The following is a 22,196-nucleotide window of genomic DNA, read 5'->3' on the forward strand; positions in this document are numbered from 1 at the left end:
GCTTCGGCCCCGCCGGGTGCGCAGGGTCAGGGCTTGTTCGCGAACACCCAGCGGTTGCCCTCCAGTGCGTCGTTCGGCTCCGGCAGTGGGCCGCGGCCGTGCCGGCGGGTGAATTCGAAGGGGGTGTGCACCGAGGTGGACCAGCCCTTGCCGGCCAGGTCGCCCGCGGAGTCGGGCCGTGGTTCCTTGCTGAACAGGTGGAGCAGGTCGATGCCGATCTGGTGCTTCGTCGAGAGGTAGAGCGGGCTGTCGCGGTACTCCAGCAGGTCCTTCTCCAGTTTGGCCTCGAAGGCCAGGGCGCTGCCCGCGCAGCTCAGCCGGTCCACCGTGTCGATGAGGTGCGTCTCGACGGCGCTCGGCAGGTAGAACAGCAGTCCCTCGGCCAGCCAGACGCTCGGCACGGCCGGATCGAAGCCGGCGTCGGCCAGCGAGGGGCCCCAGTCGGCGCGCAGGTCGATGGACAGGGGTACGCGCGCGGCCTTCGCGGTGACCGACAGGCCGGTGAGCACCCGGTGCTTGAACGCCAGCACCTCCGCCCTATCGACCTCGAAGATCACGCATCCGGCCGGCCAGTGCAGCCGGAACGCCCGCGCGTCCAACCCCGCTCCGAGCAGGACCACTTGGCGGACACCGGTGTGTGCCGCTCGTAGAAGGAAGTCGTCCAGGACCCTCGTCCGCAGTCCGAAGTACCGCGCGAACCGGCCCCAGAGCGGATTGCGGTCCTCGTCCGGTGCGTCCTCCACCCGGAGCGGCCAGCCCGCGGACGCCGGTGCCGCGCGTACGAAGTGTTCCGCGTAGACGTCCTGTGCCAGGCTGTCGTCGCGGTGGGTCTCGATCGCCCGTGCCGCGGCGACCAGGAGGGCGGTGACGCCGACTCCCCCGTCCACGCCGTCCACCGGTGTGCTTGGCGGGGCCGTGCTGACCATGTTTCCTCCGTTGGCGAGAGGGGGCGGGCGGTGGGGCACCGACGAGAGGGGCGGTCGGCCGGGCCGCGCTCACCGGTTTCTTGCCTCCGGGATCAGGACCGGTTTGACCACGCGGCCTTCGTCGCAGTCGCGTTCGGCCTCGTTGATGTCGGCCAGCGCGTAGGTGCGGATCAGCTCGTCGAAGGGGAACAGCCCGGCCTGCCACAGTCCGGTCAGCCGGGGAATCAGCAGCCCCGGCACCGAGGAGCCCTCGCAGATGTGGGAGAGGCCGCGGCCCCGGTCCAGCGTCCCCGGTTCGAGCGGCAGAGCGGTGTGCAGCCGTGCCACCAGGCCGAGCCTGCCGGTCGGGCGCAGCGCACGCAGCGCGTCGTTGATGAGCTGGGGGGAGCCCGTGGTGTCCAGCGCGTACTGTGCGCCGCCGTCGGTCAGCCGGTGGACACGGTCGGGCAGGCCGGCCTGCGCGGCGTCCAGCGGGACCGCGCCGAACCGCTCGGCGAGGGCCAGTCTTGCGGGGTGCCGGTCGACGGCCACGGTCACCGCTCCGGCGGCGGCCGCCGCCATCACCGAGGCCAGGCCCACCGCTCCCGCGCCGATGACCACGAGGGTGTCACCGGGGCGGATGCCGAAGTCGTTCAGGACCGCGCCGGCGCCGGTGAGGAAGCCGCAGCCGAGCGGGCCGAGCAGTGCGACGGGCAGCGCGGGATCGACCCGGACGGCGTTGCGGGCCGGGACCAGCGCGTACTCGGCGAACGACGACTGTCCGAACCACCGGGGGGCCAGCGCTTCCCCGGCCGTGTCGGTGAGGGGCGGCGGGCTCTCCGCGCGCCCGCCGAAGAGGTTGAGCCGGGCGAAGGAGTCGCAGTAGGCGGGGGCGGCGCCCGCGCAGTTACGGCAGTGTCCGCAGGAGTCGAAGCTCAGGACGACATGGTCACCGACGTCCAGGCCGGTGTCCGGGCCGCCCGTCCGCACCACGACCCCGGCTCCCTCGTGGCCGAGCACCGCGGGCAGCGGGCTGCGGCCGGCCGAGCGCCGCACCGCGAGATCGGTCCGGCACATCCCGCAGCCGGCGATCTCGACCAGGACCTCGCCGTCGGCGGGTCCCGCGCGCAGGGTCACCTCCTCGATCGCGAACGGGTCCTCGTACGAGCGCAGTACGGCCGCGTCGAACCTCATCGTCATGCCTCCTGGGGGCGGTGCACGACGAAGGGCTGAAGGTTTCCGTAGAAGCCCCAGGGGCCGCCCGCCACGCCGACGCCGCTGTCCTTCGTGCCCGCGAAGGGCTGGGCGAGGGACAGTTCCGCGTGGTGGTTGATCCAGGCCGTTCCGCACTCCAGCCGGCCGGCCACCGCCTCGGCCCGGTCGAGGTCGGTCCCCCAGACCGAGCCGCCCAGCCCGAAGCCGGTGCCGTTGGCGGCCTCGACGGCGTCGTCGAGGGTCCGGTACGGCAGCACGGGCAGGACCGGGCCGAACTGCTCCTCCGTCACCACCGGGCTGTCGGGCGGGGTGTCGGCCAGGACGGTCGGGGCGAAGAAGTAGCCCGGCCGGTCCAGCCGGTGGCCGCCGGCCGCCGCCCGGGCGCCGTCCGCCAGGGCCTGATCGGCGCAACGCTCGATGCGGGCCAGCTGGTGGGCGTTGTTGACGGGGCCGAGCTGGGAGGCCGGATCGAGTCCGGCTCCGACGACGACGCTCTTCGCGCGGTGTGCGAGCGCTTCGACCACCTCGGCGCAGAGGCGGTCCGGGGCGTAGACGCGCTTGACGGCCATGCAGACCTGACCGCAGTTGCGGAAGGCCGCCCAGAACAGGCGGTCCGCGATCTGTTCCACGTCCACGTCCTCCAGCAGGACGGCCGCGTCGTTGCCGCCCAGCTCCAGGGTGACCCGGGCCAGCGAGGCCGCCGCGCCCTCGGCGACGGCCCGTCCGGTGGCGATCGAGCCGGTGAAGGTGACGTGCCGGATTCCCGGATGGGAGGCGAGGCGGGCGCCCAGGGGTTCGCGGCCGGTGACGACGGTCAGGACGTCCTCGGGGAGGGCGGTGGCCAGGGCGGAGGCCAGCAGCCGGGTGGCGAGGGGTGTGAACGGGGACGGTTTGAGCACCATGGTGTTGCCCGCGGCGAGCGCGGGGGCGAATTTCGCCGACGCGAGCTGGAGCGGGAAGTTCCACGGGACGATCGCGGCGACGGGGCCGAGGGGTCTCCAGCGGACCTCGCTGCGTACCGGCCGACCGTCGCTGATGGGCTGGGGCTGCGCGACCAGTTCGGCGAAGTAGCGCAGCCGGGCGGCCGTGCGAGCCACCTCCGCGTACGACTCCGTCAGCGGCTTGCCCTGCTCCCGGGTGAGCAGGGGGGCGAGGTCGGTTGCGGCCGCTTCCACGGCGTCGGCTGCCGCGCGCAGCGCCGTAGCGCGGGCGGCGGGGTCGGCCCGCCAGCCGTGCCAGGCCCGGCGGGCCCGCTCGACCACGCTGTCCAACTCGTCCGGCTGCTGGTCGGGGGCCTCGTCGAACGCCTCGCCGGTGGCCGGGTCGAGGACGGCGAAACGCGCGCCCCGGGACTCGGGCACGGGGCGCGGCTGGGGTGTCGGCATGCCGGGGGTCAGCCCGCGGCGGTGACGGCGGCCGCGTGTTCCCGGGCGTGCCGGTCCATCTCCGCCCGGAAGGCGGCCACCAAATGCGGCTGGATCCGTCCGGCGGTGCGGTCGCCGCCCTCGCAGACCGCTCCGCGCACCCCCACGATGTCGGTGCCGATACGGGTCAGCAGGCCGAGGTCCGCGCCCTTGACGCTGCCCGCGAGGGCGGCGAGCAGACCGGCGTCGTGCGCCAGCCGGACGAACTCCGCGCAGCTGTCCGGCGGAACGTGGTCGAACAGCCGTGTGCCGTCCTTGACGGCGGTGTCGAGCATGGCCGCGTCGGCGCCGGAGCGGGCGGCGATGTCGGGCACGGCGAGCGGGTTGACGCAGCCGATCCGGTGCGCGTCCGCGTAGCCCGAGGCGACCACGAGCGCCTCCGGCCGGTGGTCCTTCACCGCCCGGACGACTCCGCGCATGACCTCGATGGCTTGTTCGGGTGTGGTGCATCCGTAGAGGCCGACCTTGATGTACGTGGCTCCGGAGACGACCGCGCCGAGCGCCGCCTGGGCCACCGTGCCGGGCTTGTACGGCACGTCTCCCACGGTGGCGGAGACCGGTGTGTCCGCCGGGACGGCGTCGCGGATCTCTCTGATGACCCAGGGGAAGTTGGCGCCGAGCGAGCCCTCGTCGGGCTTCTTGACATCGACGATGTCCAGGTGAGCCGCTGCCTTCACGCAGTCGAGGGCCTCCTCGACGCTGTCCGGGGAGATGAGAAGCAACAACGTGGACTCCTTCCGTCGCAGGGCCCGCCCGGCCGAGGACAGGAGGGTGCGGGTCCGTCTGGCTCCGTCGCGGTGTGCTCATCATTCCCGCGGCCCAGTGGGCACCGGTAGGGCGTGCGGAGTCATCACGGGGCGCCGGTTGCCGCTCCCGGTGCGCCGTGCACACCGGTGGTGAACCGGCCACGCCCCTGGGGCCACCGGGCCCCGCAGGGCCGGAAGGCCGGTGGGACCGGAAGCCTGGTGGGACCGGAAGGCCGGTCGGGCCGGTCGAGAGGGTCGGGAGGGTCAGGAGGGGTCAGCGCCAGTCGGTTTCGTGGCTGAGCAGGCGGTGCCGGGCGTCGTACTGGTCGACCGCGGTGATGGTCCGTCCGTCCGGGACGGGCGCGGCCCAGGCGCGGTAGTCGGTGCCGGGGACGGCGACCGTGGTCGCCTTCACCCGCGTACCGTCGGACAAGGACACGACACCGTAGGCGACGGCGGCTTCGGGGTTGGACACCATCAGGCGGGTGCCGCTGAGACCCCTGTCGTGCAGGCCCCACAGCCCCGTCTCCCCCGATGCCTGGGGGTCCTGGGTGCCGGTGACCGACTGGCAGTCGGACCAGGGGCCGCCCTGGTGGTCGATGCGGACACCGCCGATGACCATGCGCCGGCACAGCAGCGACCCCTCCGGCGCCGTGGTTCCGCCGGGCGACCTGGGCGGGGTGTAGTCCTTGGGCAGCGTCCGGTGGAACTCCAGCGTCACCGACCAGCGGTGCCCGTCCGTCGTCCCCTCGGCCACCCGGGCACTGACCGTGCTGGGGGCGGGAGCGGATGTGGGGGCGGCGCGGTGGGTCGGGAAGGGCGAGGGCCGGCCCGCGGTGCCGACGGCGTCGGGCGGTGGCTTCAGGAACGGGACCGCCAGACCGAGGCCGAGGACGCAGGCGGCGCTCGCCACCACGGCCGCGGCACGGCGCCGTTTCCTGCGGGCGCGCGCCACGGTCAGGATCCGGTCGACGGGAGCCTGGGACGAAGGGTGGGCGTCGCGGGACCGGGCGACGGCGACGCGCAGCCAGTCCTCTTGCTCGTGGTCAGGAGTCATCGTGCCTCTGCGGGACGGCCGGGCAGGCAGGTGCGGGCGAGGGTCGAGCGGCTGCGCAGTTTGGCCAGGGCCCGGGACGCCTGGCTCTTCACGGTGCCGGTCGAGCAGCCGAGGATGTCCGCCACTTCCTCGACGGACAGGTCCTCGCAGTAGCGCAGCACCACGACCGCCCGCTGCCGCTCGGGCAGTTCGGCGAGCCCGCGGGCCAGGTCGTCGTGCACGTCCGAGCCCCCGGCACCGGCCCCGTCGTCGTGGACGGGGCCGGTGTCGGGCAGCGACGGCAGAAGGAGGTGGGTGATCCTGCGGCGGCGGTACCGGCTGCGGTTGGTGTTGACCAGGGCGCGCCGCACGTAGTGTTCGGCGCGTTCCGGCTCCAGTCGCCGCCAGTGCGGGTAGACCTTCGCCAGCGTCGTCTGCACCAGGTCTTCCGCCTCGTGGAAGTCGCCGGTGAGGAGGTACGCGGTGTGGGTCAGGGCTCGCCAGCGGGCGGTGACGAACCGGGTGAAGTCCGAGTCCGGTCCGCTGTCCGCGGCCCTGCGGTCACTTGGCTGCACGGCAGGATGTGCCTGTCCTTCGTCTGAGTCGTCCGAGTCGTCCGAGTGGTCAGTGCCAGTCGGTGTCGTGGCTGAGCAGGCGGTGCCGGGCGTCGTACTGGTCGACCGCGGTGATGGTCCGTCCGTCCGGGACGGGCGCGGCCCAGGCGCGGTAGACGGTGCCGGGCACGGCGACCGTGGCCGCCTTCACCCGCGTACCGTCCGACAGGGACACCACACCGTGGGCGACGGCGGCTTCGGGGGTGGACACCATGAGCCGGCTGCCGCTGAGGCCCTTGTCGTGCAGGCCCCACAGGCCCAGGCCGCCCGCGACGCGGGGGTCCCGGGTGCCGTCGACCGGCCGGCAGTCGGCCCACGGGCCGCCTTGGTGGTCGATGCGGACACCGCCGATGTACATGCGCTGGCACAGCAGCGACGAGGTGCCCGGCGCCGTCGTCCCGTCCGGGCGGGCGGGCAGGGTGTAGCCCTTGGGCAGCGTCCGGTGGAACTCCAGCGCCACCGACCAGCGGTGCCCGTCCACCGTGCCGCCGCCGATCATCTGCGTGACGACGGGCGGCAGTCGCGGCGCCTGCGGTACCTGCTGGTGAGCGGACACGGATCGTACGGCGACGGCGGGGACGAGTGCCGGCGCCGACGCCGGGCGGGTGGCCGGGCCCGGCGTCGCCGCGATCGCGGAGGCGCCGAACGACATCCCGCCGAGGGCGGCGACGGCGACGGCCGCTCTGGCCGCCTTCCTGCCAGGACTGAGAGTCATGGAGCGTTTCCCCTTCAGAGCTGCCGCCCGGCACCGCGCCGGGCGGTCCTCGACGGCCCGCGCGCTGGGCCCGCGCGCCGGCCTGCCGCGACCACCGGGAACGGCGGCGCGGCTCGGACATCCGCTCGTAGGTACTCCCGGACCCCCGCGGCGGGTTGCACGCCCGCACGACATCACTTCACGGAGACCGATTTGTCATGGTTGTGGGGCCGGCGGCGTCCCGCGGCCGCACCCGCATCCGGATCCCGTCCCGCGCCCACAGCACGAACCGTTCCACCGGCGTCACCTCGTGCCCCGGCGCGGGCGAGAAGCGCAGGCGCTTGAGGAGGACGGCCAGGACGAGCTGGGCCTCGACGGTGGCCAGGGCGGCGCCCTCGCAGCTGCGGGGCCCGATGCCGAAGGGGACGTACGCGAGCCGTGGCCGCCCGGCGGTCTGCTGCGGGGTGAACCGTTCGGGGTCGAACCGTTCGGGCTCGGGCCAGTGGTCGGGGTTCAGGTGCACCGCCCAGAACGGGTAGAACACCGTCGTCCCGGCGGGGATCTCGTACGGGCCGAGGGCCAGGTCCTCGGTCGTCTCGCGGGCGCCGTACGGGCCGGGCGGGAACAGGCGCATCGACTCCTTGAGCACCTTGTCGAGGTACGTGAGCCGCCGCAGGTCGCCGTAGGCGGGCGCGGCGCGCTCGCCGAGCACCCGGTCCAGTTCGGCGGCGACGCGGTCGGCCACGGCGGGGTGGCGGCCCAGCAGGTGCAGCGTCCAGGAGACGGCGACGCCGGTGGTGTGGTGGGCGGCGAGCAGCGTCATCATCACGGTGTCCCGGGTCCGCGCCGGGCTCTCCCCGGCCTCGACGAGCGCCCCGATCAGGTCGCCGCGGTCGGTGCGGCCGCTTGAGCGGTGGGCGGCCACCACGCGGTCGACCGTCGCGCGCAGGTACGCGAGGGCCGCCTCGGCCCGTTCCGCCGAGTGCGGGTCGGCCCGGGGCACTTGGTAGAGCCGCCCCAAGTATTCGGTGAGGACGTCCTCGAACGCCGTGACGACCCGGTCCACGTCCGTGCCGGCCTCCGTGTCCGCGCCGCCGAGCGCGAACCCGCAGATCATGCGGAGGGACAGCGCGGTCAATTCCTGTTGCAGCTCGACGGGTTCGCCGTCGGCGTCGGCCTGCCGGGTCCAGCGGTCCGCGAGGTGCCGCGCCTGCTCGGTGAAGCGCGCGAAGTGCCGCTCGTGGGTGGGGCGTCCGGCGAGCACCGAGAGCAGCAGCCGGCGCCAGGGCGTGTGCTCGTCGGCGGGGAGCACTTGCAGGTTGCCCGCCTCGCACAGCGGGTCCAGGAACGAGAACAGTCCCTCGGGCCGCTTGTCGAGGTGCGCCGTGGCCTCCAGGAGTACGGGGTCGCAGACCGACACGGCCGCTTCGGCGCCCGGCAATTGGAAGCGCACGACGGGCCCGTACGTGTCGTGCAGGTGCAACTGGTAGCGGTGCAGGCCGCCCGCGGCCGCGACGGCGCCCAGTCCGCCGTCCTCCTGGTGCCCAGGTCCGGGGATGCGCATGACGGTGCCTCCTGTCCGGGGCCCGCCCACGGGTCACAGGTCCGCCCGCAGGGCCGCCCCTCGACTCGCCCTCGACACCGGCAGTCTCCCCCGTCCCGGCCGGGTCACGGCCGCGCGGCGGCGCGATCGGGCGCGGGGTGTGCCCTTCCGGACAGGCCCGGACGGCCTGTCCGGAGCGCAGGGCCGGGCGCGTTCCCAGCCGGTGCGCGGGGCAGGTCGGCCAGGAACGACTGGAACGGCTACGCGGTCTCGGCCAGGGCGGACCGCGTCAGGCGTTGCCTGCGGGCCAGGACCAGCGGGGCGAGGTAAGCGGGTGTCAGCGCGCCGTTGTCGCAGAAGACGGCGAAGAGCCAGTCCCGGGTCTCCGGGTCCTGGGCGAAGGGGTCGAAGCCGACGTCGTCGTCCGCCTGGAGGGCCAGGGCCCGCGCCCGGTAGCTGTCGTGCGTGGTGTTCACCGGATGGGACCGTGGCCGGCAGGGAACGGGCGGACCGGATCAGTCGACGCGGCGGGTCGTCGCGAGGCGGTCCTTCATCGCCGTGAGGGCTGCCTCGGGGTGATGGCGGCCGGCGCGGACCACACCGACGACGCGGTGCAGATGGGCGGCGTCCGTGACGGGGTCGGCGTCGAGGAGGACGAGGTCGGCGTTCCTGCCCTCCTCGACGGTGCCCATCGAGTCGGTGGTGCCGAGGAACCGCGCGGCGTGCAGCGTCAGCATCCGCAGCAGGGTGAGCGGTGCGATCCCGGCCTCGGCGAGCAGGTCGATCTCGTCGTGCAGCGCAGCGCCGGGCACCACCCAGACGGCCCCGGAGGAGTCGGTGCCGACGAGCATCCGGACGCCCGCCTCGTCGAAGATCCGCGCCATGTCGTACTCGCGGCGGTGGGAGGCGGCGAGGACGGCCCGTTGCCCGGCCGTGAACCGCTTGCGGAACCTGGCCACCGCGCCGTTCCACGTCTTCAGCGTGGCGGGGGCCATGTAGCGCAGGTCGGGGTCGGCGGCGAAGGCGGGGTCGTCGCAGAGTTTGCTGGTCTTCTGCCGGATGAGGGTCGGCACGTGCCAGGTGCCGTCCGCCGCGAAGTGCCCGGCGAGTGCGCGGGTGCGGTCTTCGTCGTACGTCCGTACGGCGTGCTCCACGAGCGCGATGTCCTCGGGCGCGTTGAGGTTGACCGGGTTGAGCACCACCCTCCGCATGAGCGCGGCCACGGCCTTGTCCATGAACGGCAGCCTGATCTTCGGCAGGGAGAGGCGCCGGCGCTCCCCCGCGGCCTGCCGGAGGGCGTGCTCGTCGGTGGAGCAGCAGGCCAGGACGCCGAGGCCGGAACCGAAGTGCTCGATCGACTTCATGCCCAGCCGGGACGCCTTGAGGACGTCGAGGCCACCGGGCAGGTGGCCGACGATCGGCACACCGAGACGCAGTGCCTCGGCCTGGGCGTCGAAGAACCGCTCCTTGGTCATCGCGACCGACTTGACGAAGTCGGCGCCCGCCTCGACCTGTTCGCGTACGGTCGCGGCGGCCTGTTCGGGCGTGGCGGTGTTCAGCGTCGTCAGGAGCGGTCCCGGCAGGGCGAGCAGCGCCGGTGATGCCTCGGGGAAGGTCAGCCGTCCCGAGGCGCGGGCGTGCAGCAGGCCGAGGTCTCCGGACATCTGGCGGTAGCCGGTGATGCCGTGGGCGAGCATGAGTGCGAGGGTGGCCGCCACGTCGCCGCCGCGGCCCAGCGGATGGGCGTGCATGTCGTTGTAGCCGGGGACCACGTAGTGTCCGCGGGCGTCGACGGTCTCGGCGCCGCCGGGCGGGGTGAGTCCGCGGGCGACGGCGGTGATGACGCCGTCCTGGATCAGCACATCGGTCCCGGGGCGGTGCGAGCCGTCGCGGGTGTCGACGACGGTCGCGCCGCTCAGCAGGAGGGCGGGGGGACGGCCGGGCACGGTCCTCGGTTCCTTCGTGCCGCTCACGCGGTCACCGCGCGTCCGCGGCGAACAGGCGGCGTGCGTTGCGCGTGGTGAGGTCGCGCCAGGTGTCGCCGGCGCTGGGTCCGGCCGCGGAGTCGACGGAGGCGACCTGGGCGAGGGCCGCGTCCAGGGGCGTCCAGCAGTAGTCGCTGCCGTAGAGGAGGCGCTCGGTGCCGAAGGCCGCGTCGAGGGCGGGGATCTGGCGCGGGAAGGGCGTCCCGGCCATGTCGTACCAGAGTCGGCCGAGCTGTTCCACGGCGCTCGGCGCGTCGACGGGGCCCTCACCGAAGTGGGTGCGGAACAGTTCCATCCGGTCGGCGAGCAGCGGCAGCGCGCCCCCGCCGTGGGTCAGGATCCACCGGATGCGCGGCCGGCGGGCGAGGACGCCGCGGAAGAGCAGGTCGCTCGCGGTGCGGGCGGTCTCGAAGAGGAACTCCAGCATCGGCCGGGGGCGGCCCAGGGCGAGGTCGTCGGCGTGCGGCGGCGAGGTGGGGTGGACGAAGACGACGGTGCCGCGCCGGTCGAGATCCTCCCAGAGCGGTTCCAGGCGCGGGTCGCCGAGGTAGACGCCGCGGTGGTTGCTCTCCACGGTCACTCCGTCGGCGCCCAGGACGTCCAGCGCGTGGGCGGCCTCGGCGAGCGCGCCCGTGACGTCGGGCAGGGGCAGCGAGGCGAAGAGACCGAACCGGCGCGGGTGCCCGTCGCGGACGTGGGCGCCGAACTCGTTGACCTCGCGGGCCAGCGCCCGGGCCGCGCCGTCGTCCCCGAAGTGCACACCCGGCGACGAGACCGACAGGTACACCTTCTCGATCCCGCTTCGGTCCATCAGGCCGAGGTGCTGCTCGACGCTCCAGGCCGGCCAGCCGGGCATGCCGTCGGGATGTTCGATACCGGCGGCCCGGGCCGCGCCCACATAGCCGTCGGTGACGTAGTGGGCGTGGACGTCGACGAATCCGGTCGGGGTCATGGGAGAGCCTCCGTTGATCTGGACGGTGGTCTTGGGTGTTGAGCTGGTCCGGGGCGCTTGCGGGGTCGGGACCGAGGTCGGGGTCGCGGCCGGTCGTGGCTGCCACCGTAGGGAGCGGAGCCGTACATTGGCCTGGGTGATTCCGATGAATGGAACAGCGATACCCGAAGACAATCCGGGCGGGCCGAGCGGGTCGGGCGGGGCGCGGCGAAGGGGCGGGGGCCGGCCGCGTGAGGGGCAGCCGGTGATCGACCGGGCGTTCGCCCTGCTGGGCGCCTTCGACGGTGACCATCGTGCGCAGACTCTCGCCGAACTCGCCCAGCGCAGCGGCACCCCGCGCAGCAGCGCGCTGCGCCTGGCCCGGTCGCTGGTGCGGGTGGGCGCGCTGGAACGTCTCGACGACGGCCGTTACGTCGTCGGGCTGCGGCTGCTGGAGACCGCTTCGCTGGCCCCGCGCGGTCACGGGCTGCGGGCGGTGGCGATGCCGTACATGGAGGATCTCTTCCACGTCACCCGCCAGCATGTGCTGCTCGCCGTGCGGGACCAGGGTGAGGCGCTGCTCGTGGAGCGGCTGTCGGCGCGCGACGCGAGTCCGGTGCGCTACCGCGTGGGCGGCCGCCTGCCGCTGACCTCGACCGGCGTGGGCCTGGTGCTGCTCGCCTTCGCGCCGCGCCACGTCCAGGACGAGGCCGTCGCCGCGTACGAGCCCGGGCGTGGCGACGACGACATCCACGGCCTGGAGGACCTGCGCCGGGTGCTCGCGCAGGTGCGGCGCGGCGAGCACGCCGTGGGGCGGCAGGACCGTCCCTTCCGGGTCACCACGGTGGCCGCTCCGGTACGGGACGGCGACGAGGTGGTGGCGGCCCTGTCGGTCGTCGGGCCGGACACCGGTCCTGGCTCTCCGGGCTACGGGCCGGCCGTACGGGCGACGGCCCGGGCGCTCTCCCGCCGGCTCACCGAGGACAGCGGCCGGGCCGTCCCCCGCTGACGGGAGTGCGCCGCGAGAGGTCCGGTCAGGGGCGCACCAGGCGGCGGAGGGCGAGTCGCGCGAGGGGGGCGTAGGCGACCAGGACGGGCAGCGGCCCCCGCAGGGTGAGGCCGGCCCTGCTGCCTCGCGGATGCGCGCGCACGTCGTGGCGCAGCGTCACCCGGAGCGGCCCGAGCCGGACGCGCCAGGTCCAGTAGCGCCGGTCCTGGTCGACGGCCCCGACCCGGAAGGCGGCACGGAGACCGGCGACCGATTCGACCGCGCCGCCCAGTCCGGGGGCCAGGTGGCGGAGGTCGGCGTGCACGGCCCTGATCTGCGGCGACCAGGACGCCCACTGGTCGAGGCACGCATACCGTTCCCAGACGGCCTCGGGGCGGGCCGGGCCCACGGCGTGCAGGGTCAGGCCGGCCATGGCACGTCCGTGGCGGGGTGGGCGGTCGTCTCGCCGGGCCGCGGCTTGTGCTCGTGGGCCACGTGGGTCCGCCCGTCGGGTCGCGGCGGCTGGAATGGGGGTGGGGCTGGGGTGGGTATACGGTCCTTCCACTCTCGCGGGAGGACGCGCCGCCCGCATCTTCCGTTTCCCGTGGCGTTCGGCCCGCGGAGTGAACGTGCCGGTCCCGGTGCCGTACGGGAGCGCCCTGGTCCGCCGTGGTGGGTGGGCCCCATGGGATCGTGGCGCCGTGACAGGCGAGGCCGGGAGCCATGGCAGCAGCCGTGCAAGCATCGTGCTCACGCTCGCGATCGTGGCCACGCAGGCGGTGCTGCTGGGAATCCTGACGGCGGTCTCCGGGTCGTCGACGCTGTTCGCCGAGACCATGTTCAGTGTGTCGGACGTCGGCGTGGAGGTCCTGCTGCTCGTCGGGCTGTACCGCAGCAGGCGTCCGGCGGACGAGGAGCATCCGCTCGGTTACGGCGGCGAGGCGTTCTACTGGTCGCTGCTCGCGGCGGTCGGGCTCTTCGTGGGCGGCGGTGTGGCCGGCCTGCTCCAGGGATTGGCGTCGTTGGGGCACCCGGAGCCGGGGCAGGGGTATCTGTTCGCCTATCTGCTGCTGTTCGCCCTGCTGCTGACCGACGGCGTGGCCCTGGTGGGGGCCGTGCGGATGCTGCGCGGGCGGGCCCGCTCGGCCGGACGCGGCCTGGCCGCCGAGTTCTCCGAGACCACGGACCCGGCCGCTCAGACGGTCTTCGCGGCCAATGCCGCCGCCGTGGCCACGGCGCCGGTGGCCGTCGCGGGGCTGGCCCTGCACCAGGCCACCGGGAACGGTGTCTTCGATTCGGTGGCGAGCATCCTGATCGGGCTGATGCTGATCGCCCTGGCGCTCGTCCTGATGCGGACGGACCGGTACCTGATGAGCGCGCCGAGCGCCGGGGACGAGGCGCGGGAACGGATCGGGAAGCTGGTCGCGGCGGTGGAGGGCGTGGCCGGGGTGGCGCGGGTGACGGCACTGATCACCGGGCCCGAACAGGCCGTGGTCGCGGTGCGCGCGGTGTTCGATCCCGGACTCGACCGGGCGGGCGTCGCCGCCGCGATCCGGCGGGTGGAGCGGATGCTGGACGCCCGGCCGGGGATCGTGGACGCGTATGTGACGCCCGTGTCCGCGAGCGATGCGGCGGCGGGTGAGGCGGCGCGCTGAATGGGGGTGAGCGGGTCGCGCGCCCTCGCCTCATCCGCCGTCCCGGCCGCCGGCAGCGGTGTCGTCGGGCCGCAGGCTCAGGAAGCCGTGGTCCAGTACGCGGCAGGTCTCCTCCAGGAGCCGTTCCCGGCCGGGTTCGTCGGCGGGGGCGTCGCGCATGGTGATGGTGAGGGCGGCGACGGCGGTGACGGCGCCGAGCCGTACGGGGTGGGAGTCGGGGGCCAGGCCGAGTCGTTCGGCGATGCCCAGTTCGACGGCGTGGATGACCTTGCGGGTGAGCTGGGTGGCCTGGGCGGCCACGGCGGGGTTGCGGGCCATCACCTCGCGGACGACGGTGGCGCGGCTGCCGGGCTCGGAGGCGAAGGCGGTCGTGGTCATGGCCCACAGGGCCGCTCTGACCGGGCTCTCGGCGCGGGGCCTGGCCGCGATGAGGCCGGCGAGGTGGGCGTCGTCGGCCGCCTCCCAGGCGAGGAAGACCTCGTCCTTGGTGGCGAAATGGTTGAAGAACGTGCGCCGGGACACGCCCGCGTCGGCGCAGATGTCGTCGATGGTGACGCGGTCCGCGCCGTGCAGTGCGGCGAGCCTGGTCGCCGAGTCGCGCAGGCGGGCCGTGGTGGCGCGCTTGCGGTGCTCTCGCCGGCCCGGTTCCCGCTGCTGCCGTTCACCGGCTGGTCCGCCGCTCACTGGTCCGCCCGTCGCGTTCACATCGTCCGCCATTTCATTGCACTGACTGCACTCCCAGGTTATCGTCACAAGGAGTGCAATGAGTGCAATGAGTCCGACGAAGAGGGCGAAGAGGAGGGCGGGGCTTTCCATGGCCGAGTACGCGTTCAAGAAGACCGGGCGGGAACTGTCGAACTGGGGCCGCTGGGGCGACGACGACGAGAGGGGCACGCTGAACTTCGTCACCCCGGAGACGGTGAAGGAGGCGCTCGCCTCCGTGCGCACGGGGCTGCGGTACGAGCTGAGCATTCCGGTGGGCGCCGAGGGGCCGCAGACCGGCTGGCTGCGGCGGATCAACCCGGTCCACACCATGACCATGACGCCGTACGACTTCACCGCCCCCGAAGGGCTGGTCATCAGCGACGACTTCATCACCATGCCGTTGCAGTCCGGCACCCAGCTCGACGGCCTCACCCACGTCGGCTACGACGGGGCCTTCTACAACGGGGTGCCGACCGACGCCGTCACCCCGGGGCTCGGGGCCACCCGCAACGCGATCGACGCGACCCTGCCGGGCTTCACCGGCCGGGGCGTCCTCCTGGACGTGGCCGCGCTGGACGGCGGGGAATGGCTGGCGGCGGGCCGCCCGGTGACCGTGGCCGACCTGGAACGCGCCGAGGAGCGCGCGGGCGTCCGGCTCAGGACCGGGGACGCCCTCCTGGTGCGCACCGGCTGGCTGCGCAAGGGCCTCACCGAGGGCTGGCACGGCTGGCTGGACGAGGAACCCGGGCTCGACCCGGCGTGCGCCCGGTGGTTCCACGAGCGGGAACTGGCGATGGTGGCCTGCGACAACTGGGGCGTGGAGGTGCAGCCGGCCGACGACGGGCTCATCCCGCTGCACGCCGTGCTCATCCGGGACATGGGCATGATGCTCGGGGAGATGTGGCAGCTCGACGATCTCGCCGACGCCTGCCGCGCCGACGGCCACTGGGACTTCTTCCTCACCGCCACGGCGCTGCGCATCAGCGGCGGAGCCGGCTCACCGGTCAGCCCGGTGGCCGTCCGCTGACCCTCCTGCGCACGTCCGGTCACTTGTCGTCGCCGCAGCCGCCCGCCGGGTCCGAGCGGAGGAAGCCGGCCAGGACGGAGGCCAGGGCCTCGGGCGCCTGTTCGGCGACATGGTGTCCGGAGTCGACGCCGTGCCCGCGGACGTCGGCGCACCAGCGGCGCCGGACCGCTAGGGGGTCGCCGTAGAGATCCTCCAGGTCGTCCCGGAGTGACCGGAGGACCAGCGTCGGGCAGGTGACGCGCCTGCCGGCGTTCCGGTCGGCCTCCTCGTGCCGCCGGTCGACGGTGAGTCCGGCGCGGTAGTCCTCCAGCATCGCCCGCACCACGTCGGGATCGCGGGTGGCCCGGCGCCACTCCGCATGGTTCTCCGCTCCCATGACATCGGGGTCGCCCCGGTACCAGCCGTCGGGGTCGGCGGTGATGACGCGCTCGGGGATGTCCGGCTGCGCGAAGAAGAACCAGTGCCACCACCGGGTGGCGAACTCGGCGGTGATCCGCGACAGATGTTCCGTCAGCGGCAGACAGCCCAGGAACGCCACGCGGGAGACGGCCTCGGGGTGATCGAGTGTCAGGCGCAGGGCCACGCTGCCGCCGCGGTCGTGCCCGGCGAGCGCGAACCGGCGGTGCCCCGGACGCCGCATGACGGTCACCACGTCACCGGCGACGGCGCGCTTGGAGTAGCCCGCGTGATCCGCCGTGAACCGCGTCCCCGGGAAGGTCCGTAGCCGCGCAGATCCGGGCAGACCACGGTGTGCCCGGCCGCGACGAGCCGTGGCGCGACCCGGTGCCACGTGGCCGACGTGCGGGGATGGCCGTGCAGCAGGACCACCGGCGGGCCCTGACCGCCGTGACGGACGAAGACGGACGCCTCACCGACGTCGACCCGCGCCTCCTGGAACCCTTCGAACACCCCGGCCTCCTTCAGGCCCGGCGCGCAACCACCCGGCGACGACGGCACGGCATCGGCCCTTGCGCCTGCCCCGGCCGGCAACGGGCATGCCGCCGGGGAGGGAAGCGAGCGGCCGCGTGTGATCGTCCGCGGCGGTGGGTACGGCCCCTCCCGTACGACGGGGTCGCGGGAGCGGCCGAAGGACGAGAGGTGCGGAAGTGATTCGGAAGCTTCAGGCGGTCGCGCTGGACTGCGCGGACCCGGTACGCCTCGCGGAGTTCTACGCGGAACTGCTCGGCGGCCGGGTGGTCGCGGACCCGGTGGACAGCAACTGGGTCGAGGTGCACGGCTTCGAGGGGACGACGCTGGCCTGCCAGCGGGTGGACGGCTACCGGCCGCCCGAGTGGCCCGGGCAGGATCGCCCGCAGCAACTCCACCTGGACTTCGACGTGGACGACCTCGACGAGGAGGAGAAGCGGGCGCTCGCTCTCGGCGCGACCGTGCTGGAGCGGACGGACCAGGTCCAGCCGGGGGCCAACTGGCGGGTGTACGCCGATCCGGCCGGCCATCCGTTCTGCCTCTGCATGCACTGAGCGGGCGCCGGAACCAGGAACCGGGAGAGCTGCCGCTGGGCCGGCACGCGCCGTGCGGCCGTCTCCGGCCCCCCGTGCCGAAAGGCGGGCCGGAGACGGCCGCATGGCGGCTCACCGCTCTACGGGTGGTAGATCTCCTCCAGGGCGGTGATCTGGTGGTGGCTGTTGACGCGGTAGTAGAAGTACGGGCTGTTGGCGAGCTTGTGGGTCGCCAGCCACTTCGGGGTGACCTTCACGGTGGTGGTGTCGTGGAGGACCTTGACGGAGGCGCCTGACGCGAAGCCGAGCGACCTGGCCGCTCCGCTCGGGGTGTAGGCCACGTCCTCGTCGTTGTGCGTGTTCACCTTGCAGGTCTGCGGGGTGACGCGCACGACGGTGCCGCCCTTGGCCGCCTTGGCGGAGTGCAGCTCGAAGATGTGCTGGTACCCGGCGGGCAGGTGGCACGGCTTCCAGGCCGTGGCCCCCGTGGCACCTGTGGCACCCGCGGACACGGCTGCGGTGCCGGGCTTCGCGTTCGGCGCGGCGCCGGCCGTTCCGCACGTGGTGGCGAAGAGCGCGGCGGCGGAGGCGAGGACCACGCCGGCGGAGACGAAACGGTGGTTCATGGGCATCCTCTGCTATGAACAACTGCTGACACCCAGGGAGATACCGGACCGCGGGCGCGGGTTTCACCGATCGCCGGCTGTGACGGGACGGTGACAATCGCCGCCCACGCGCACACGGCGGTGATCGGCCGCGCGGCACCCCGGCCAGTACCGCCGGGGTGCCGCGCGGGCCAGGTCATCGCTCAGAGAGCGGCGGTCGTCCCCTCCCCCGAGGCGCTGCCCGCGAGCCACTGGCCCCAGTCCAGGTTGAAGTCGGCGTAGCCGTTGTCGGCCGAGGCCTTGGCGCGGGGCGAGCCGGTGATGGTGATGGGGTCGCCCTGCTTGACCTGGCCGTAGAACCACTTGGCGTCCGACAGGGAGAGGTGGACGCAGCCGTGCGAGCCGCGGGCGCTGCCGCTGCCCGGGTCGGGGTCGCCGGTCGAGTAGTGGACGTACGTACCGGACTGGGTGAGGTGGACGTCCCAGGGCAGCGTCAGGTCGTAGTAGTTGGGGCTGCCCTTGTCACAGCTGATGCCGACACTGCAGGAGGTCATGTGCACCTTCTCCTCCTTGTCGATGACGGCCATCGTGCCGTTCCAGGTCGGGTACTGGGCGCTGCCCGCGTTGATCGACAGGGTGCGCACCGCGCTGCCGTTCCGGGTCACCTTCATGGTGTGGCCGGTCACCGAGACGTCCGCGCGCACATCGTCACCGATCTTGAAGGCGTGCGTGTAGTCGCGGACGCCGTAACGCCCGTTGCCGTCGGTGACGTCCTTCATGTCGACGTCGACCTTCACCTGGGTGCCGGAGGGCCAGTACGTCTTCGGCCGCCAGTCGGCGCGCTTGTCGCCGAACCAGTGCCAGGCGCCGGCCACCGGCTGGGAGGCGCTCACCTTCATGTGCTTCTCGACCGCGGCCCGGGCCTTCGACGCCACCGGGTTCGAGAACACCACCGAGATCGGCATGGCCACGCCGACGGTGGCGTTCGGCTGCGGGGTGATCGTGTCCAGCAGCATCGGCGGCCCCGCGGGCTTCGTCGGCGACGGAGAGGCGCTCGCACTCGGCTTGCCCGGTGCCTTCGCGTCGCCCCCGCTCGCCTTGTCGTCGCCACCCTTGCCACAGGCACTCGCGCCCACCAGCACCGCGCACGTGACGAGTGCGATGCCTATGCCGCTCCTGCGCCGTCCCATGACCTGCCCCACTCTCTCAACTCATCCGGCCCTGACGGGCCCACACCTCTGTCAGACGGTGAACACATGCGGCCGAGTTCCTGACATCGCGTAAAGCATGTCTCAAAAACTCGTACGGCCGTCCGCCCCGATCGCCGTTGATTTTGGTATGGACCTGCCAAACCGGCGGCGCTACTGTGAAACGGCCACCTCCTGAGAGCGCTCTCAGGCCGGCTCTGCCCTTCGCGCCCCCACCGGCCTTCGGATCGACGAGAGGCAACGCCCATGAGACAAGCCGCAGTTCTCCGCGCGGTGCCGGCCGCCGGGCTCCTCCTGACCGCCACGTCCGCCGGGCGCACCGAAGCCGCGGCGGACGGCGCCGCCACGCCTGCCGCTGCCGCCGCCCGCCGGGCGGCCCCCGCCTCCGACGCCCTGCGGCGCGACCTCGGGCTCACCCGGAGCGAGGCGGTCGGCCGGCTCACCGCCGAGACGACGGCCCGCCGGACCGAACGCGGCGCCGAACGGGTTGCGGGCGACGCGTACGGGGGCTCATGGTTCGACGCGGCGAGCGGGAGACCCGTCGTGGCCCTCACCCGCCCCGACGCCCGGAAAGCAGTCGAGGCGACCGGCGCCCGGGTGACGTTCGTCCGGCACGGCGAGCGGGAACTGACCGCGACGATGCAGCGCGTCGACGCGCTGCGCGCTCCCGCCGGGGTGGCCGGCCGGCACGTCGACCCCCGGGCCGGCTCCGTCGTCGTCGACGTGGTCTCCTCCCACCGGGACGACAACGATGTCCGGTCCTTCGTCGCCCGCGCCCGCGCGGCGGGCCCGGTCTCCGTGCACCAAACGGACCAGGCGCCCCGCACGCCGGCCGCGGGCACCGTGGGCGGCGACCCCTACTACACCGGCAACGTGCGCTGCTCCATGGGCTTCTCCGTGTACGGCGGCTTCGTGACGGCCGGGCACCGCGCCCAGCCCGGCGGCGCCGTCAACGGCTGGGACCACACGTACATCGGCACCTTCCAGGGATCGTCCTTCCCGGACAACGACTACGCGTGGGTCAATGTCGGCAGCGGCTGGCGGACCGTGCCGGTCGTGCTCGGCTGGGGCACCGTCTCCGACCAGCTGGTGCGCGGTTCGGCCGAGGCCCCGATCGGCGCCTCCGTCTGCCGCTCGGGCTCGACCTCGCACTGGCACTGCGGCACCGTCCTGGCCAAGAACGAGACGGTCAACTACAGCCAGGGCGCCGTGCACGAGATGACGAAGACGAACGTCTGCGCCGAACCCGGCGACTCCGGCGGCTCGTTCATCAGCGGCGACCAGGCGCAGGGCGTCACCTCCGGCGGCTGGGGCGACCGCGGCAGCGGAGGCGAGACCTGGTACCAGCCGGTCAACGAGATCCTGAACCGCTACGGGCTCACCCTCCACACCGCGTGAGCTTACGCCCGGCCGCGTCGGCCTCCCCCGCCCCCGGACGGTGGCCGGCCCGGCCCCCGACAGCAGCACCCCTCCCCTCTCCCCCTCGCGACACTCCCCACTCCACCCCACCCCCAGGAGGCCGCTGTGCTCTCCCGTCGTACCCTTCTCACCACCGCGGCGGCCGCCGCGGCCGCGCTCCCCCTGACCGCCGCCGGCACCGCCGCCGCCCGCACGGGGCCGCGTGCCCTCGCCGCCGCGCTCCCGATCGCGCTCGCCAACAACTCCGGCGGCTCCGCGCCGGTCTACGCCTACATCTCCGGTGCCGACACCTCCGGCCGGCCCGGCTTCGTCACCGCGGACGGCGCTTTCCACCGGCTGCCGAGCCCGTCCTCGGTGCTCACCCCGGCCCCCGACTACGCCATCGCGCTGGGCGGTTCGGGTTCCGCGCCCACCCGTGTGACGCTCGGCGACTACGTCATCGGCGGCCGCGTCTGGTTCTCCACCGGGCGGAAGATCCAGTTCTTCGTCAACCCGCCGGGCGGCAACGGCGGCGTACCCGGCCTGGTGCAGCCCGGCTTCACCAGCACCGACCCCAACTGGAACACCAGTTGGACGTTCTGCGAGTTCACCTACAACCCGGCGAACCTGTACGCCAACATCAGCTACGTCGACATGGTCGCGCTGCCGGTCTCGATGGCCACCACCGGCGCCGCCGGCAACCAGTCGGTGCCGGCGCCGCCCTCGGGCGCGCTGGCCTCCATCGCCTCCGGGCTGCGGGCCCAGCACGCGGCGGACGGGGCACCCTGGGACCAGCTCGTTGCGGCCGACTCCTCGGGGACGGTGCTGCGCGTACTGGCGCCCTCGCACGCGCCGACGGGCTTCGGCGCGTACTGGAACCCGTACCTGGACCGGGTGTGGGACTACTACCGCACCCACACCCTCACCGTGGACGGCCAGGGCTCGATCGGCGCGTACGCGGGGACCGTCAGCGGCGATGTGCTCACCTTCGCCGGGCTCAACACCAACGGGGTGCCGTTCACCAAGCCCTCCGCCACCGACATCTTCGGCTGCGCGAGCGGGCCCCTGTACAACTCCGGTGCCGACGCCCGCTCCGCGGTCGCAGCCCGGCTCGCCGCCGCGCTCAACCGCTCCAGCCTGCTGGTGGCCGGCGGCGCCTCCCAGCCGAACGGGGTCACTCCCGCCCAGTACTACACGGAGTCCGTCACCAACCACTACGCCCGCCTGGTCCACCAGTACGCGAGCATCGGCTACGCCTTCCCGTACGACGACGTCGGGCCCACCGGTGCCGCCCCGGTCGACGGTCACCTCCAGGACCCGGCTCCCACGTCCTGGACGATCACGCTGGGCCCGGGCGGCGGCGGAGGGACGACCCCGCCGCCCGGCGGCGGCACGAGCGCCTACTCCACCGTCCAGGCGGAGAACTACACCGCGCAGAGCGGCACGCAGACCGAGTCCTGCACCGACTCGGGCGGCGGCCGGGACGTGGGCTACATCGCCGCCGGGGACTGGCTGAAGTACGCCTCGGTGGACTTCGGCAGTACCTCACCGGCGCAGTTCGTGGCCCGGGTCGCCTCCGGGGTGGGCGCCGGGGTCAGCGGTGCGATCCGGGTCCGGGTGGACAGCGCGACCGGGCCGCAGATCGCCGAGATCGACCTCGGCTCCACGGGCGGCTGGCAGACCTGGCGCACCGTGCCGGCCAACGTGACCCGGTCGGTCACCGGCGTGCACGACGTCTATCTGACCTTCGCGGAGAGCACCACCGAGTTCGTCAACGTCAACTGGTTCACCTTCACCCACTGACCGCCCCCGGCACACCGCCGCGCCCCGCGCCATCGCGCCGCCGCTCTCCTCACCGCTCCGCTCCTTCGTCCGCCGCGCTCTGGATGGCGGCGGTCGTCCGGCGCAGGAGGCGGCGCGCGGTGTCCAGTCCGGCGGCGCGCCGGTCGAGGACGTCCAGCCGGGTGGTGGACCGCGCGGTGCTGTTCGCCACCCGTGCTCACCCGGAGCGGGCCGGTGATCTCGCCTCGCCGCGCCGGGAGAGGGCGGTGCCGGGC

The 22,196-nt window shown here is 73.6% G+C and carries 22 protein-coding genes and 1 pseudogene; 6 read left to right on the top strand and 17 right to left on the bottom strand.

What is annotated here, in order from left to right:
* Positions 1–26 precede the first annotated feature (26 nt).
* From ABZ858_RS14195 to ABZ858_RS14245, 11 genes are all read right to left on the bottom strand, one after another.
* The gene (locus ABZ858_RS14195; RefSeq protein WP_361376548.1) at positions 27–926 is read right to left on the bottom strand and encodes a class I SAM-dependent methyltransferase; all 900 of its coding nucleotides are present in this window, start codon (positions 924–926) and stop codon (positions 27–29) included.
* A gap of 69 nt (positions 927–995) precedes the next feature.
* Positions 996–2,099 (bottom strand): NAD(P)-dependent alcohol dehydrogenase, encoded by a 1,104-nt coding sequence (locus ABZ858_RS14200; protein ID WP_361376551.1) that lies wholly within the window; start codon positions 2,097–2,099, stop codon positions 996–998.
* A gap of 2 nt (positions 2,100–2,101) precedes the next feature.
* Positions 2,102–3,505 carry an aldehyde dehydrogenase family protein gene (locus ABZ858_RS14205; protein ID WP_361376554.1) on the bottom strand — a complete coding sequence of 468 codons (1,404 nt, stop codon included), beginning with the start codon at positions 3,503–3,505 and terminating at the stop codon, positions 2,102–2,104.
* An 8-nt stretch (positions 3,506–3,513) separates the two neighbouring features.
* On the bottom strand, positions 3,514–4,269 hold the full coding sequence (locus ABZ858_RS14210) for a (5-formylfuran-3-yl)methyl phosphate synthase (RefSeq protein WP_361376557.1): 756 nt from the start codon (positions 4,267–4,269) through the stop codon (positions 3,514–3,516).
* 295 nt (positions 4,270–4,564) lie between these two features.
* The gene (locus ABZ858_RS14215; protein ID WP_361376560.1) at positions 4,565–5,347 is read right to left on the bottom strand and encodes a hypothetical protein; all 783 of its coding nucleotides are present in this window, start codon (positions 5,345–5,347) and stop codon (positions 4,565–4,567) included.
* Positions 5,344–5,901 carry a SigE family RNA polymerase sigma factor gene (locus ABZ858_RS14220; RefSeq protein ID WP_361376563.1) on the bottom strand — a complete coding sequence of 186 codons (558 nt, stop codon included), beginning with the start codon at positions 5,899–5,901 and terminating at the stop codon, positions 5,344–5,346. Before ABZ858_RS14220 ends, ABZ858_RS14215 begins: the two co-directional genes overlap by 4 nt.
* 49 nt (positions 5,902–5,950) lie before the next feature.
* On the bottom strand, positions 5,951–6,655 hold the full coding sequence (locus tag ABZ858_RS14225; RefSeq protein ID WP_361376566.1) for a hypothetical protein: 705 nt from the start codon (positions 6,653–6,655) through the stop codon (positions 5,951–5,953).
* Between the two features lie 178 nt (positions 6,656–6,833).
* Entirely contained in the window at positions 6,834–8,198 is a 1,365-nt protein-coding gene (locus tag ABZ858_RS14230; RefSeq protein WP_361376569.1) for a cytochrome P450, read from the bottom strand.
* 239 nt (positions 8,199–8,437) lie between these two features.
* A complete protein-coding gene (locus tag ABZ858_RS14235) occupies positions 8,438–8,653 on the bottom strand; it encodes a hypothetical protein (protein ID WP_361376572.1) in 216 nt (71 codons plus the stop codon).
* A gap of 39 nt (positions 8,654–8,692) precedes the next feature.
* The gene (locus ABZ858_RS14240; protein ID WP_361376575.1) at positions 8,693–10,123 is read right to left on the bottom strand and encodes an amidohydrolase family protein; all 1,431 of its coding nucleotides are present in this window, start codon (positions 10,121–10,123) and stop codon (positions 8,693–8,695) included.
* A 31-nt stretch (positions 10,124–10,154) separates the two neighbouring features.
* Positions 10,155–11,114: an amidohydrolase family protein gene (locus ABZ858_RS14245; protein ID WP_361376578.1), complete on the bottom strand. Its 960-nt coding sequence runs from the start codon at positions 11,112–11,114 to the stop codon at positions 10,155–10,157.
* A gap of 244 nt (positions 11,115–11,358) precedes the next feature.
* Here ABZ858_RS14245 and ABZ858_RS14250 point away from each other — a divergent pair, with 244 nt between their 5' ends.
* Positions 11,359–12,102, top strand: coding sequence for an IclR family transcriptional regulator (locus ABZ858_RS14250; protein WP_361376581.1), 744 nt, complete (start codon positions 11,359–11,361; stop codon positions 12,100–12,102).
* 25 nt (positions 12,103–12,127) lie between these two features.
* Here the strand turns inward: ABZ858_RS14250 and ABZ858_RS14255 are convergent, their stop codons facing one another.
* Positions 12,128–12,514 (bottom strand): SRPBCC family protein, encoded by a 387-nt coding sequence (locus tag ABZ858_RS14255; RefSeq protein WP_361376584.1) that lies wholly within the window; start codon positions 12,512–12,514, stop codon positions 12,128–12,130.
* Between the two features lie 268 nt (positions 12,515–12,782).
* On the opposite strand from ABZ858_RS14255, the gene ABZ858_RS14260 reads away from it, so the two are divergent.
* Positions 12,783–13,736, top strand: coding sequence for a cation diffusion facilitator family transporter (locus ABZ858_RS14260; protein WP_361376587.1), 954 nt, complete (start codon positions 12,783–12,785; stop codon positions 13,734–13,736).
* 30 nt (positions 13,737–13,766) lie between these two features.
* Here ABZ858_RS14260 and ABZ858_RS14265 read toward each other — a convergent pair whose 3' ends face one another.
* Positions 13,767–14,420: a helix-turn-helix domain-containing protein gene (locus tag ABZ858_RS14265; RefSeq protein ID WP_361376590.1), complete on the bottom strand. Its 654-nt coding sequence runs from the start codon at positions 14,418–14,420 to the stop codon at positions 13,767–13,769.
* A 130-nt stretch (positions 14,421–14,550) separates the two neighbouring features.
* Here ABZ858_RS14265 and ABZ858_RS14270 point away from each other — a divergent pair, with 130 nt between their 5' ends.
* Positions 14,551–15,468 carry a cyclase family protein gene (locus tag ABZ858_RS14270; protein ID WP_361376593.1) on the top strand — a complete coding sequence of 306 codons (918 nt, stop codon included), beginning with the start codon at positions 14,551–14,553 and terminating at the stop codon, positions 15,466–15,468.
* Positions 15,469–15,487: 19 nt separating this feature from the next.
* Here the strand turns inward: ABZ858_RS14270 and ABZ858_RS14275 are convergent.
* Positions 15,488–16,377: pseudogene (locus tag ABZ858_RS14275) on the bottom strand (alpha/beta hydrolase).
* Between the two features lie 197 nt (positions 16,378–16,574).
* On the opposite strand from ABZ858_RS14275, the gene ABZ858_RS14280 reads away from it, so the two are divergent.
* Positions 16,575–16,949 carry a VOC family protein gene (locus tag ABZ858_RS14280; RefSeq protein ID WP_361376596.1) on the top strand — a complete coding sequence of 125 codons (375 nt, stop codon included), beginning with the start codon at positions 16,575–16,577 and terminating at the stop codon, positions 16,947–16,949.
* Positions 16,950–17,068: 119 nt separating this feature from the next.
* Here ABZ858_RS14280 and ABZ858_RS14285 read toward each other — a convergent pair whose 3' ends face one another.
* Together ABZ858_RS14285 and ABZ858_RS14290 are read right to left on the bottom strand one after the other, a co-directional pair.
* Positions 17,069–17,554 carry a hypothetical protein gene (locus ABZ858_RS14285; RefSeq protein WP_361376599.1) on the bottom strand — a complete coding sequence of 162 codons (486 nt, stop codon included), beginning with the start codon at positions 17,552–17,554 and terminating at the stop codon, positions 17,069–17,071.
* Positions 17,555–17,736: 182 nt separating this feature from the next.
* Positions 17,737–18,723: a L,D-transpeptidase gene (locus tag ABZ858_RS14290; RefSeq protein WP_361376602.1), complete on the bottom strand. Its 987-nt coding sequence runs from the start codon at positions 18,721–18,723 to the stop codon at positions 17,737–17,739.
* 264 nt (positions 18,724–18,987) lie between these two features.
* Here ABZ858_RS14290 and ABZ858_RS14295 point away from each other — a divergent pair, with 264 nt between their 5' ends.
* Positions 18,988–20,139 carry a S1 family peptidase gene (locus tag ABZ858_RS14295; protein ID WP_361376605.1) on the top strand — a complete coding sequence of 384 codons (1,152 nt, stop codon included), beginning with the start codon at positions 18,988–18,990 and terminating at the stop codon, positions 20,137–20,139.
* Positions 20,140–20,265: 126 nt separating this feature from the next.
* Positions 20,266–21,942: a beta-1,3-glucanase family protein gene (locus ABZ858_RS14300; protein ID WP_361376608.1), complete on the top strand. Its 1,677-nt coding sequence runs from the start codon at positions 20,266–20,268 to the stop codon at positions 21,940–21,942.
* Positions 21,943–21,991: 49 nt separating this feature from the next.
* On the opposite strand, the gene ABZ858_RS14305 is transcribed toward ABZ858_RS14300, so the two are convergent.
* Positions 21,992–22,132: a hypothetical protein gene (locus ABZ858_RS14305; protein ID WP_361376611.1), complete on the bottom strand. Its 141-nt coding sequence runs from the start codon at positions 22,130–22,132 to the stop codon at positions 21,992–21,994.
* Positions 22,133–22,196: the final 64 nt, after the last annotated feature.

The sequence above is a fragment of the Streptomyces sp. NPDC047017 genome, from assembly GCF_040644175.1.
In the GTDB taxonomy this organism is placed as follows: Bacteria; Actinomycetota; Actinomycetes; order Streptomycetales; family Streptomycetaceae; genus Streptomyces.